14 protein-coding genes and 1 riboswitch are annotated in these 13,155 nt (G+C 44.5%); of the genes, 1 reads left to right on the top strand and 13 read right to left on the bottom strand.

Going from position 1 to position 13,155, the window contains the following annotated elements; genetic code table 11:
* Positions 1 to 90 precede the first annotated feature (90 nt).
* Positions 91 to 1,008 (bottom strand): 5'-3' exonuclease, encoded by a 918-nt coding sequence (locus BM003_RS00675; protein ID WP_093669055.1) that lies wholly within the window; start codon positions 1,006 to 1,008, stop codon positions 91 to 93.
* Positions 1,009 to 1,157: 149 nt separating this feature from the next.
* On the opposite strand from BM003_RS00675, the gene BM003_RS00670 reads away from it, so the two are divergent.
* A complete protein-coding gene (locus tag BM003_RS00670; protein WP_093669053.1) occupies positions 1,158 to 2,027 on the top strand; it encodes an alpha/beta hydrolase in 870 nt (289 codons plus the stop codon).
* 497 nt (positions 2,028 to 2,524) lie between these two features.
* On the opposite strand, the gene BM003_RS00665 is transcribed toward BM003_RS00670, so the two are convergent.
* The 12 genes from BM003_RS00665 to ndk all read right to left on the bottom strand — a co-directional run bounded on the left by BM003_RS00665 (position 2,525) and on the right by ndk (position 13,127).
* On the bottom strand, positions 2,525 to 3,013 hold the full coding sequence (locus tag BM003_RS00665) for a QueT transporter family protein (protein WP_093669051.1): 489 nt from the start codon (positions 3,011 to 3,013) through the stop codon (positions 2,525 to 2,527).
* Positions 3,014 to 3,022: 9 nt separating this feature from the next.
* A riboswitch (PreQ1 riboswitch) is annotated at positions 3,023 to 3,071 on the bottom strand.
* Between the two features lie 205 nt (positions 3,072 to 3,276).
* Positions 3,277 to 3,957, bottom strand: a complete 681-nt coding sequence (locus BM003_RS00660) for a zinc metallopeptidase (RefSeq protein WP_093669667.1) — start codon at positions 3,955 to 3,957, stop codon at positions 3,277 to 3,279.
* Between the two features lie 188 nt (positions 3,958 to 4,145).
* Positions 4,146 to 4,931 carry a sporulation protein YpjB gene (locus BM003_RS00655; RefSeq protein WP_093669049.1) on the bottom strand — a complete coding sequence of 262 codons (786 nt, stop codon included), beginning with the start codon at positions 4,929 to 4,931 and terminating at the stop codon, positions 4,146 to 4,148.
* A gap of 90 nt (positions 4,932 to 5,021) precedes the next feature.
* Positions 5,022 to 5,579 carry a YpiB family protein gene (locus BM003_RS00650; protein WP_177184562.1) on the bottom strand — a complete coding sequence of 186 codons (558 nt, stop codon included), beginning with the start codon at positions 5,577 to 5,579 and terminating at the stop codon, positions 5,022 to 5,024.
* A 69-nt stretch (positions 5,580 to 5,648) separates the two neighbouring features.
* Positions 5,649 to 6,899 carry a tetratricopeptide repeat protein gene (locus BM003_RS00645; RefSeq protein WP_093669045.1) on the bottom strand — a complete coding sequence of 417 codons (1,251 nt, stop codon included), beginning with the start codon at positions 6,897 to 6,899 and terminating at the stop codon, positions 5,649 to 5,651.
* 189 nt (positions 6,900 to 7,088) lie between these two features.
* The gene (gene trpA, locus BM003_RS00640) at positions 7,089 to 7,904 is read right to left on the bottom strand and encodes a tryptophan synthase subunit alpha (RefSeq protein ID WP_093669043.1); all 816 of its coding nucleotides are present in this window, start codon (positions 7,902 to 7,904) and stop codon (positions 7,089 to 7,091) included.
* Positions 7,885 to 9,132 (bottom strand): tryptophan synthase subunit beta, encoded by a 1,248-nt coding sequence (trpB, locus tag BM003_RS00635; protein ID WP_177184561.1) that lies wholly within the window; start codon positions 9,130 to 9,132, stop codon positions 7,885 to 7,887. The genes trpA and trpB overlap by 20 nt, the downstream gene beginning before the upstream one ends.
* Positions 9,122 to 9,772, bottom strand: a complete 651-nt coding sequence (locus tag BM003_RS00630) for a phosphoribosylanthranilate isomerase (RefSeq protein WP_093669041.1) — start codon at positions 9,770 to 9,772, stop codon at positions 9,122 to 9,124. Before BM003_RS00630 ends, trpB begins: the two co-directional genes overlap by 11 nt.
* Positions 9,756 to 10,553, bottom strand: coding sequence for an indole-3-glycerol phosphate synthase TrpC (gene trpC / locus BM003_RS00625; RefSeq protein WP_093669039.1), 798 nt, complete (start codon positions 10,551 to 10,553; stop codon positions 9,756 to 9,758). Before trpC ends, BM003_RS00630 begins: the two co-directional genes overlap by 17 nt.
* Entirely contained in the window at positions 10,546 to 11,571 is a 1,026-nt protein-coding gene (trpD, locus tag BM003_RS00620; protein ID WP_093669037.1) for an anthranilate phosphoribosyltransferase, read from the bottom strand. Before trpD ends, trpC begins: the two co-directional genes overlap by 8 nt.
* Positions 11,572 to 11,880: 309 nt before the next feature.
* On the bottom strand, positions 11,881 to 12,672 hold the full coding sequence (locus BM003_RS00615) for a CheR family methyltransferase (protein WP_093669035.1): 792 nt from the start codon (positions 12,670 to 12,672) through the stop codon (positions 11,881 to 11,883).
* Positions 12,673 to 12,704: 32 nt separating this feature from the next.
* Positions 12,705 to 13,127: a nucleoside-diphosphate kinase gene (gene ndk, locus BM003_RS00610; RefSeq protein ID WP_093669033.1), complete on the bottom strand. Its 423-nt coding sequence runs from the start codon at positions 13,125 to 13,127 to the stop codon at positions 12,705 to 12,707.
* Between the last annotated feature and the right edge of the window lie 28 nt (positions 13,128 to 13,155).

The following is a 13,155-nucleotide window of genomic DNA, read 5'->3' as shown; positions in this document are numbered from 1 at the left end:
CAAAATTATTTTTTTAGAAAAAAATAAAAGGCGGGCTTTTGTCCCGTCTTTGTCACTCATGCACAACTATGAATACGAACTCACTGGTGATTAAATAGAATCCCCTGCAACATGTATCTCGTTCTTATTCCACCTTTGCTGAACAATCTCATAGTTTACCAGTCGCATTCCCAAATGGTTGACCTTTTCTGCAAAAGAGTCTGTGATGCCTGTATAGGATGCATCTTTAAAATCTAATGCAACAGGCGCATCACAATTGATTTCAGCCAATTGACGTGAAAGATGAAGCATGCTCAAATCTGTGCTGATTTTCTTTCGCTGTCCATTCGGTAATAGATCGATATGTTCAAGGATGGCGTCAATGGAACCAAATTGATTGATTAACTTGATTGCCGTCTTTTCGCCAATGCCGCGAACACCGGGATAACCATCACTTGAGTCACCCATTAGCGCTTTTACTTCGATAAATTGCTGCGGAGTCACTCCATAATGGTCACAAAATAGTTGTTCATTAAAGCTGCGGTAATTTCCGTAGCCTTTCTGAAGGAGATCGACGCTAATATGACTGTCAAGCAGCTGCAGCAGATCTCTATCACCAGTCACAATAGAGACTTTAATTTCATCCTGTGCCTTCTTAGCCAACGTTCCGATACAATCATCAGCTTCATAACCGTCCACGCCTATGTTCGGAACACCAAAAGCGTCAATCATTTCTTTTGCAAGATCAAATTGCGGCACCATTTCCACTGGTGGCGCTGCGCGATTCGCTTTATAGCCATCGAATAATTGATGACGAAATGTTTTCGAACCCATATCCCAACAAACAGCGATATGTGTTGGCTTCCGTTTTTGAATAGCAAGCAAAAGATGACGGAGAAATCCCTGTACTCCGTTAGTTGGTGTACCTTGATCGTTAAACATAAACTGTCCGGTTGGTGCTGTCGCGTAAAATGCTCTAAATAGCAGTGCCATCCCGTCCACGAGTAATAATTGCGGTTGCTGTGACAAAAAAACGCCTCTCTTCAAATAATCTAGATTCATTATACCATGAACCTATTTCACGGATGGAAGAAAGAATTAGTTTTAAAAAGCTTCCATTTGCACTAAGCTAGTAAAAGCCCCCTTTTTATATGAATCGATCATTGGAGTGATTTATCATGAGAGTCAAACGCATCTTTTTGCTTACACTGATTGTGACACTTGCCATGCTCGTATTTAATCTTTCTTATGACAAGGACATTGATCATAGAGTGCGCAGTGCCAGCGCGGCACCCAAAACATCCGCGGAACAAACAAGTAAACCGAGTGCGCAGCATATACCCACAGTTTTTATTCATGGTTGGAAAGGATCGGAACGTTCATTCCGCACCATGTTCGAGCGGCTGCACGCGAATTATGACGGACCAGCGCGGGCAATGGTGGTAACGGTTGATCCCAATGGTGTAGTTAAGCTAACCGGAGAGATAACCGATCAGAAAATACCACTCATTCAGGTGTTATTCGTCAGAAACCATGAATCAATGGAGCAACAAGCCGCTTGGCTAATTAATGTTTTCCGGATACTGAAACGCGACTACGGCATCAGTCGAGTGAACGTCGTCTCTCATTCGATGGGAGGAAAAGCTTTTACCTGTTATTTGGAGAAAATTAAGATCCCTGCTGAATACCCTACAATAAAGAAATATGTAGCGATAGCAGCCCCGTTTGACTGGATCAACGGTCCGCAGAACGACAATGACTACACCATTTCCAAATTGAAACAAGAAAGCTATTTGTACCAGCACCGCCAACGTTTGCCTAAGAATATGGATGTACTTGCACTCGCTGGGGAAATACGTGAACCTCACGAAGGTGATGGGGTTGTCTCCTTGCAAAGTGCCTATTTTGGAAAATATTTTTTCAGTCCAGCTCATTATACGGAAAAGATTGTGTATGGTCCTAGCGCTCAGCACAGCATGCTCCATGAAAATCCTCAAGTGGATCGAATCATTGCCAGTTATCTATGGCAGATTAAACCAAAAAAGTAAGAAGCATCCATGCAGATGCTTCTTACTTTTTAACACTGGTAAGAAAGAATATAAAAATTTTAAAGGAAACAGTGTAAGCGGTCCGAAAAAACGCCGCGTCCTGCGGCTCACCGGACACTAGGCCGTCCATGGCCGTCGCAACTAAGTCTTCGCCTTCGCCAGAGGCTTGACGAAGCCAAGTTTTCTAATAAATCATTTTGGTCCTTAATTCGGTATCGCGTCCGGAATAAAATAAGCGGAGATTTTCCGCTTATATGCATCCTGGTGCTTGTTTCACAGGTACATAAGGGTAATTTTTCCGTTTATTTCTCAGATTGGGCACTTACCTGATCGCCCAACCGAATCTTACGACCTTATCGTCGTACCGGCAAGGCAAAACGCTATACTTAGGGCATTTATATTTTCATTCAAGCGGTGTCCCGCGCCCCCCTCAAGCGGGTCATGGATGTTTCTTTACCTGTTAAAAAGGCTTGGCGAAACCAAGCTTTTTAATGAATTCAAACCAATTTTCCAAAAGGAACGCGCCGACTGATCGCATACATGATCGGAGCGCCTACAAGCATGACCGCACATTCGCCAATAGCAACGATCAGCCACGTCCACAGGAATGGTGTGTGGAACACAATTGCCAGCTCCCACGCGATAAAACACATAGATACTGTAAAGATGCCGGTATTAATCAGCATCCGCGTCCATATCGACTTTACATATTTAGAAGCAAAGATTGTGATCAAAAGTGCCAAGACAGACTGCCCGGTACCAAAAATAAGATCATATGGGAGGAGCGGAGAAAAAAATAAGTTGCCGATGAACACCCCGCAGATGATCCCCCAAAAATATTTTTTATTAAACACAATGAGATGGTTTAACATTTCCGCAATTCTGAACTGAACAGTTGAAAAACTGATCGGCTGCAGAAAGAAAGTAAGCACAATATACAGCGCTGCTATAATTGCATTGATCGCTAGCATTTTAATCGTCTTCATTTAATAGACGCCTCCTTAGTTTTTTGATAAACGTGGGATGGTTTCGAACCACGTGAGCTGCCGCTCAAACTATTTCATTGTAATATAAAACAAGCATTTGTCAATTGATTGTGGATAATGCCTTTCGGAATCTGGAAGATGTTGCTTGCACATTTGCTGCCTGCCCTCGAACGATTTAGATGTTTGCGACTTTTATGCGAATAAAAGAAGCCGATCTCTATGATGCTAGAGATCGGCTCCCCGTTATTCATATACTAGTTTTGTTATTCTTCACGATTGGACATTGTAATCATTAATATAAATCGAATCAATTCCATCACGGAAACTAAAGCTGCGGCAACATAAGTCATAGCAGCTGCTGAAAGGACTTTTTTCGCCTGCTTTTCTTCGCTTTCCTGAACAATGCCCAGTGAAACGATTTGTTTCAAAGCCCGACCGGAAGCATCAAACTCAACGGGCAGCGTTACTAACTGGAAGAGTACAGCCGCAGCGAAAAAAATGACGCCAAGCGAGGCAAGCTGCATCATGCCTAAAAACACACCGGCAAGAATGAGAATGTAGGAAAGATTCGATCCAAGATTTGCAACCGGTACAAGTGCGCTCCGAACCCGCATGAACGTGTAGTCCCTCGCATCCTGAATTGCGTGCCCCACCTCATGCGCAGACACCGCAGTTCCTGCGATCGAAGCCCCATGGTATATGTCTGTGGACAAATTCACCGATTTATCACGGGGATCATAATGATCGGTTAAGGAACCCGCCACCTCTTTAACCGTCACGTCATAAAGACCGTTCGCATCCAAAATTTTTCTTGCAGTCTGAGCACCTGTCATCCCCGTTGAGTTACCAACTTCGGAGTACTTTGAATACGTCGAACGGACACGCATTTGTGCCCATACAGGGATCAGCATTAAAATGCCCAGATAAATCAGGTATTGAATCATGCTCATTCCTCCAAAACTGATCATTTGAATTTGTTCATCGCGATTGAAAAACACCATCAGATGCTTAATCCGCTTGATTCAAGCAGTTCCCGCACAGTCGTAATCGAAGCGTTCTTCCTTGAACAAATGTCATTATAGTCAATTTTAGTCAAACTTTCCGAGTTTGTCAAAAATTCGCCACTCATTCATTACCTGACGCGTTCTCCCATCATCCGTTCCCCAACAAAACGTCGCCATGATGCATAGACAAGCACACATACGACAATTCCGCTAATAATTGCCACAAGTACCATCATGCTTTCTTCTCGAGTGTTCGTCGATTGACGGAACACCTGATTTAATGCGTACTGAATGGCATTTAATTGGCGAATCCTTGCATTCGCTTTTACATCTTTTAAACGACTATCAGAAAAAGCGCTGATGCGTTTATTCACTAAATTTACCGTGTCTGACTGTCCATCAATAACTAGCGCAGGATAAATAACCGCATATTCATCAAGAAAATCATTGAGCAAGTATTGAAAACGCTCATTATCTTTATTTTGTAACGCCGTTTTCATTTTAGAAACGGGCGTAAGCACCTCTGAGTGCAGATCTTTCCACATAGGTTGTCCCTCTGTTGCCAGAGCGTCGAAACTTAATCGTAGAGACACGGCAGCATTTGTAATTTCACGTTGATTATCTCCTGAATTGATCAAAAGTCTCAGCTTAATCATCGCGGTACCGATCACATGCTGGTCTTTTTCTGAATACGCTTGCGTCGATGTGTTCCATTTTTTACTCAGTTCATTTAACAGACTGGCGGCTGCGGCATCTTGGTTCGCATCGGCATATTGAAAAACGCGGTCAGACAGGTCTACCAAGACCTCCATATGATCTTTCATCACTTCCTGGCTTTCTTCAGCGTGACCATGCTCGGGAAACCCTAAGAAAAGAATGAAGCAAATAAATATGGCAAACAGCTTCGCTTTCATCGCTTGTCCTCCCTTTAACTCCTTGATGAAACTATATGAGTGGAAGGACAAGAGTAGACCGCTTCGCTATAAGCCATTGATCATCTGTTCTCATTCTGTTTTTTTTGATTGATTTCTCCGTACTTCATTTAATTGCTTCGACAGCAAATAAAATTGTTCCTTATCGCCATTGTCTAGTGCATTGTTAATCCCCTTACTCAATTGATCAACAATGAATATCCGTTCCGCTTCTCCCGCTGCTCGTTCCGCCATTCTTCCATATCTTTCATGGACATCTACGGAACTGTTTGGGTTCTCCTCTAGAACTGAAAAATAGATTGGGGAACGGCGTACAGCCTCAATGTTCAATTCAAGATAGACATCCTCCTGCTGATTCATACGCAAATCATGGAACGCTTTCTCGGGATCATTCGTTTCTACGGTCGCTTTAACGTAACGAAAAATATGTCCTTCTTGTTCAGGCGAAGTGATTGTTATCAAACGGTTCACCCCTACCACATCGTCAACAATATGGATCATACCTAATAGCTGGTCATTGCTCATCAGATAATGAAGCAGCCAAATTATTTCCCGGTTAGCCAGCAGATGACGATCTAAAATCCAACGAAGAAATATTTTCTTCTGCACATTTGACACCATCTGTTCCATTCTGCTGTCCCCTCCTCGCAAACATTCGCATTCATCACTTTTCTTAATAATTACATTCGCCATTCATTCTCATTCATCCTGCTTTATTCGTTCAACAAATGCGACAAGATCTTGATTTTCCGGACTTAATTGTGCTGCCTGTTCCAATACACTCAGTCCTTCCTTCATCCTTCCGGTTTCTCTCAGAAATTCACCATACTCTTGGAGAAAATCGGGATTGACTGAAAATGCTTGGTAACAAGCCTGATATAGATTCGCCGCCTTTGTCAATTCATCTGTTTGATTATATGCAGTGGCAAGAAACCAAATTAACATCGGATCATCGCTTTTAAGAGGGGCAAGCAGATCAATTACCGCATCATAATCTTCCGCCTGCGCCTTAAGTTCAACCAGATGAGTCAATGCCTCCATATTTTCAGGATTTTGGTTGAGACACTTCGTGAAGTACTCAGCCGCTTTCTCATTTTGATGCATTTTTGCTGCGAGTACTCCCGCAGTCTCAAATAGCCGTTCATTATATTCATCTTGCTCAATGCCCGCCAGCACAGCTTCCATTGCTTTTTCATACTCGCCTTCATGCTCGTAAGCTTCTGCGAGTACATTGTAAAGAGTACTATAGCCAGGATCCATTGTTTTTAACTTCTCCAACGCTTTAATAGCTTTACGTGGCTCGTGGATACGCATTGCCGTTACCGCATAGCCATATAGTCCGTCAAGGGTTTCTTCTTGTTTCAAACCCAGCTCATATTCTTTTATGGATGCTTCGAAGCTGCCGCTTAGGCTGAGCGCCTCTGCTAGCTTCAAGTGAACATTCTGAGCAGCAAATTCAGGATTGTCTTTTACCTGCATTAGGCAATCAACAGCCTTGCCCGCCTGACCGACAGACAGATACAGCTCACCGAGTGCGAGAATCAGAATAGGCTGATGCGGTGCAAGTTTGAGCGCGCCAAGAAGCTTATGCTCGGCTACTTCGTCCAGTCCTTCTATCTGATACAAATCAGCCATCATCACCTGTGCGCTCAAATAATTTTCATCCAAGGGATGAATCCGTTGCAAATACCGGATCGCATTTGATTCCTCATTTTTGTCAATCAGTAACTCGGATAGTTGCAGAATAAGCTCACTATCATCCGGATACTGTTTGATCAATCGTTCATACACTTTTTGAGCATTATCTAAAAACCCGAACTGCTGGTAAACAGACGCTGCGCCAAACTGTGTTTGATCGTCACCGTCCATAAGCAACTCGTGAAGCTGTCTAAGACCCTCTTCTGTCTGTCCGCTTCCTATTAAGGCGCTCGCTGTTTCTAAAGTGTGCATTTTGTGTTAATCCTCCTCCAAAAATCCGTACGTATATCCACTCTAGCCATCATAATCAACTTAGGCGTCAACTTCAAGGAGGAACAGCCACGGGAGAGCAATTGAATAAAGGATACAAAATTTACGCAAGACAAAAGCCTCTTTCTGAAGAAAACAGAAGAGGCATTATCAAATCGCATTTATTTGTGATTAGCTGATAGGTGCAAGCAGACATTGACATAGTTTTTGCCGTATCTCATTGATGGCCGCGGGACGTTGAAGCGGATCAGACAGTTGATTCGACCTCTGTCCAATTTCGGAGACGATGGCGCTTCCGACAATAAAACCATCCGCGTAATCTTCCAATTGATCAACCTGTTCGGAAGATGAAATGCCGAAACCAACAGCTATTGGTAGATCGCTTACTTGTCGCACACGCTTGAGAAATGAGAAAACATCTGGGTGGAACGTCTTGCGCACACCGGTGACGCCGAGTGATGAGACACAATAGATGAATCCTTGCGCGTCCCTACAAATCAGTCTAAGTCTGCGCTCAGAGGTCGTCGGCGCGACAAGTGAAATCAAGCTGATGTCACGCTTGCGGCACGACTCGGCAAGCGCCCGACTTTCCTCATAAGGCAGGTCGGGAATAAGCAAACCGTCAATTTCGTCAGCCTCCGCCTTTTTAAAGAAAGCTTCCAATCCGAATTGTGACAGAACATTAGCATAGGTGAAAATAATGACCGGAATGTTCAAACCTTTTTGGCGCATGGTTTTTACGAGACTCATCGCTTCTGAAAGGGTCTCGCCATGGCTTAGTGCTCTCTTGGATGCGCTTTGAATCACCGGACCATCAGCCAATGGGTCAGAATATGGGATGCCCAGTTCAAGTGCATTCGCCCCGATGGATTGCAGCATCAGTGCCAGTTCAATCGTCACCTCATTATCCGGATCACCGGCAGTGATAAAGGGAATAAACATCATACCTCTATCCCTGTTCACATACTCATTCATCCTCGTCGTCATTTACTTTTCCTCCGTTTCGCTCATCCATAATGCGCAGTATGGTGTTTACATCCTTATCGCCTCGGCCGGATAGACAGACAAGCACGTTTTGCTCCGGGCTCATGGTCTTCGCTTTTTTCATTGCAAGTGCAAGCCCATGCGCACTTTCCAAAGCAGGCAGTATGCCTTCCAGCCTTGATAATGTGATCAGTGCGTCAACCGCCTCGTTGTCGGTAATCGCCTCATACGTCGCGCGTCCGGATTCAGATAGAAATGCATGCTCCGGACCAATCCCAGGATAGTCCAGTCCAGCTGAAATGGAATAAGGTTCGGTTATCTGTCCGTTTCGATCCTGAAGCAGGAACGTTTTCATACCGTGCACAATACCGACACTTCCCTTGGTTAACGTCGCGGCATGATCATTGGTAGCAACGCCCTTGCCGCCTGCCTCGGCACCAAATAAGCGAACCGGATCCTTAAGAAAAGCAGTAAACAGACCCATTGCATTACTTCCGCCTCCGACACAGGCGAATGCGGCATCGGGTAACTTTCCTACCTTCTGCAACATCTGTTCTCGTGCTTCGTCACCAATAATTCGCTGGAAATCACGAACGATCATCGGGTAAGGATGCGGTCCAACCACCGAACCGTCGATATAAGCTGTATCCTCACTATTTGCCGCCCAATAGCGCAGCACCTCGTTGACTGCATCTTTTAATGTACCATTTCCTGAATGGACCGGTACGACTTCAGCACCCAGCAGCTTCATTCGGAATACATTCAGCGCCTGACGCTCCACATCAACCGCACCCATGAACACTTTACACGGCATTCCGAAATATGCGGCAACGGTCGCCGAAGCAACGCCGTGTTGGCCCGCACCAGTTTCCGCAATGATCTGCCTTTTGCCCATTCTGCGTGCCAGTAAAGCCTGACCTACCGCGTTGTTAATTTTATGCGCTCCCGTGTGATTCAGGTCCTCACGCTTCAAATAAATTCGAGCTCCGCCTAACTGATTGCTGAGCCGTTCACAAAAAGTCACCGGTGTCGGTCTGCCTGAATAGTCCTGAAGAATGCGGTGATATTCTTGTAAAAAGGAAGGATCACTAATCGCTTCTTTAAACCCTTTTTCCAGTTCCAAAACTGCATGCATCAAAGTCTCAGGAACATACTGTCCGCCAAATTCTCCATAACGGCCACTTTCATCTGTTCTAAATTTATCTTCCAGTTGAGGCTGCCTAATCACCATTCACCCACACCTTTTCTTCTATTTTTTGAATACATTCCCTGTCCTTGTGAAGCGCACGTTCGATACCGGAAGCTATATCAATACCAATTGGATGAAGACTGAGCAACCGAGAAATATTTCCAGGCGTTACGCCACCTGCAATGAAACATGGAACATTTTGACGCTCAGCCTCATGCGTATAGTCTGAGATATTTGTCCAGTCAAAAGAAATTCCTGTACCGCCGAAGTGTCCGCTTACTTTAGTATCAATAACAAATCCATCCGCCAGTCCATCGTACTGATTCATCTGACTCAGTGTCTTGTTATCATGATGAAGTGCCTTCCAGACTGGCACTCCGAGTGATTCTTTTATCTCCTTAAGTTGTTTGGGGGATTCGTTGCCATGGAGCTGAACAAGATCAAATGGCACCATTTCATGTACGGTTTCTATGAATCTAAGTGAATCATTGGCGAACACGCCGACCAATTTTTTTTCGCTAATTGGACCAAGTTGTTTAAGCCAACATGAGACTTCCTTTGCTGAAACCGTTCTCCTGCTCTTTTTTGTGAAAATAAATCCAATAAAGTCTGCTCGACTGTTAACAGTTAATTGCAAGTCTTCAAATGAATGATTGCCACAAAATTTAAGTAAAGGACGCATTGCTTTTCACGACCTCACCAAATAAATCGCAAATTTTCTGTTCAGGTGAGCCGGAACAAATCAACGCCTCGCCTACAAGCGCGGCAGTTGCGCCTTGATCCCGAAGAAAGCAAACATCCTGCGCTTTGTGCACGCCGGATTCGCTCACTAACACCACCTCATTTGGTACAACTTTCGCGACTGTTTCTGTAACAGAAAGACTCGTTTCAAAAGTTTTTAAGTTCCGATTGTTAATCCCGATGATTTCCGGTGTGAACATCCGAAGAATGCGTTCCAGCTCTTCAACGCAATGCACCTCGACTAGAGACTCAAGTCCACGGTCTTGCGCTGCTAAATAAAATTCATGTAATTTTAACGGATCAAGTGCGGCGGCGATGAGCAGAATTGCATCCGCGCCGCAACGATCAGCTTCTTCGATCTGTCGCTCGTCAATGATGAAATCTTTGCGCAAGATTGGCAGTTGAACGCTGCCCCTAACTTCTCTCAAATGCTCTGTCGAACCGTGAAAATAGGTGCGATCGGTAAGCACGCTAATCGCGTCAGCCCCCGCTCGCGCATATGCTTTGGCAACTCGCGCAGGAATAATTCGGGGAGCGAAAATACCTTTAGATGGTGATGCTTGTTTCACCTCAGCAATTAAACCTAATTCATGATTTGCGTTTCGCAATGCCTTCTTCAATGAATAATGTTCCTGCTGTTCACAAACTCTGTCAGGCATTGTGAACACAGCCAACTCTTCTAACTTTGTCTGAAGAATGCGGTCAAGAAAGGATTTAGGCATGGGCGGCTACCTTTGTCTCTCTGCGCATCAAGTTAAGCTGATCAAGTGCGGCTCCGGATCTTATCGCCTCACGTGCCTCATGGACACCTTCCGCAATAGAGTTCGTTCTGCCGGCCACATACAACCCGGCGCCTGCATTTAGCAGAACAGCGCCAGCCGCCGTTTGATTTTCCTGACCGCCTGATAGTACAGATTCAATTAATAAGGCACTTTCGTGCGGATTTTTGACCTGAATCTCCTTCAGACTGCCAGTCGTAAGACCGACCGCTTCAGGTGTCAGCGAGAACGTTTGAATTGTACCGTTTTCTATCAGAAAAGCGTCCGTACGTCCGGCTATTGTCAGTTCATCCATGCCATCCTCACCGGTTACGACAAGTGTCCGTTCTGTGCCAAGCGTAACAATTGCCTGTGCATAATGTTCGGCAAGTGGTCGACTGTACACTCCGAGAAGCTGACGCTCGGCTCCGGCAGGGTTGGTCAATGGGCCAAGTTGATTAAATATCGTTCGAAATCCGAGCGCTTTACGCGGCTCGATGGCATATTTCATGGAAGCGTGATAAAGTGGTGCAAATAGGAAACACATATGGGTTTGATCAAGCAGCCGACTGGCAGAATCGGGAGTTGATTGGATATTAATGCCTAATGCCTCCAACGCGTCTGCCGCACCACTGGTTGACGATACCGAACGATTACCATGTTTCGCCACGTGAATACCGAGTGAGGAAAGAACAAGCGCCGCGGCTGTTGAAATATTAAAGGTTGCTGTTTTGTCTCCACCGGTACCAACTATATCAAGTACGGGGTGATGATAGTGAAGCGCTTTGGCATGCGCGCGCATGCTGCGCACGGATCCCGCCAATTCTTCAATCGTCTCACCTCTCATACTTAGAAGGGTTAAATAGCTTGCGATTTGGCTTGACGTCGCCTTCCCCTCCATGATTACATCCATCATTAATCCGGCTTCTGATTCAGAAAGCTTCTTACCTTCAACTAAATCCGTTAATGTTTCTTTAAACATGAGCTCCACTCCTCTTTTTGAGGAATGAGCGGGTGTGAGTGCTAAGAGAGGGAATTGTTGATTTATAGAAAATAAATCAATAATCAACAATAAAACCCACAGGAAGTCCTGTGGGTGTAGTGGCCATCAGTGTGGAAAACCCTCAGCTCTTCTCAACTTTGCTCATTCTCTTCTCTCATCTTGAAAACTCTGACCGATCGCGCCCTTTGGCGCAATCCGATCTCAAAACAATTCTTTGCCTCATAATGTATACTCATCATAGTCAACTCTATAGTTCTTGTCAACCATAGTTATCCCGTCGGAAATAATCTAGCGCTCGTCTTCCATTTTTTCATAGAAAAAGGTCTCAGTTGATCGCAAATGAAATGTAGAAGCGTTAAAAATTTGTTCTGTACTCCCGACAAACAGAACACCGTTTACTCTCAATGCGTCGCTTAATTTCATATATATCGTCTTCTTTCCTTCTTCCGTGAAATAGATCAGCACATTGCGGCAGACAATCAAATCAAATTTTCCCGGAATCGGATCAAGCAGCAAATCATGCTGCTTAAAGTGTATCGTCTGTTTCAGATTCGGATTCACATGGTAAAGAAACCCTTTCTTTGAAAAATGCCGCCGTTCGTCCGGAGTCAACATCTGAATCGCTTTCTCCAGGTAGGCACCTTCACTCGCCTTCTCCAAAACGTTGCGATCAATATCAGTTGCGACAATGGAAAAATTCATATTGGGCAAGTATTTACTCAATAAAATCGCTAATGAATAGGGCTCTTCCCCGGTCGAACATGCCGCACTCCAAATCTTTAACTGCCTGCCGGATGAAGCAATTTCTTGAATTTTGCCTTCAAGAATAGTCCACCTAGGACGGTTTCGAAAGAATTCGGTCACATTGATGGTCATTCTACTTAAAATTTCATCAAGCAGCACTTTATCCTCTTTTAACCGATGAGCATAGTCAACAAATGTAGGAATTTCTCTCCTCATGCGAAGCGAATTGAGGCGGCGCTTCATCTGCTCCTCTTTATACAAAGACAAATTGATACCCGTGAGTTGGAAAAACAACCGTTTAAATTGTTCATAGTCCTGTTCGATTGTTCCGCTCATTAACTAGTTCTCCTCATCTATTTGTCCATTACTTATTTATTGCTTACAAATTCTTCTTCTTCAAAGAAAAGGCGAATTTCTCGCTCCGCATTCTCTGCTGAGTCCGACCCATGAATAACATTTCGATTCATACGTGTCGCGTAATCTCCTCGAATGGTTCCGGGAGTCGCTTTTTCGGGATCGGTTGAACCCATCATAAATCGTGAGAGTTTAATAATGTCGTTGCCTTCCCAAACCATAGCAAATACGGGGCCTGAGGTCATAAAAGTTGTTAAGTCGTTGTAATAAGGGCGTCCCTCATGTTCAAAATAATGTTTCTTGACCAGCTCATCGGAAATGATCATGAGTTTGCCGGCAATCATCTTAAACCCCTTCGCTTCAAAACGCGCAATGATACTTCCAATCAATCCTCGCCTAACAGCATCCGGCTTAACCATCAAGAATGTTCGCTCCATCTTCATCGGCCTCCCTATAGTCATTTAG

Source organism: Sporolactobacillus nakayamae, assembly GCF_900113325.1.
Taxonomy (GTDB): domain Bacteria; phylum Bacillota; class Bacilli; order Bacillales; family Sporolactobacillaceae; genus Sporolactobacillus; species Sporolactobacillus nakayamae.
The sequence above is the reverse complement of the archived record's forward strand: the minus strand, read 5'-3'. Positions and strand labels throughout refer to the sequence as shown.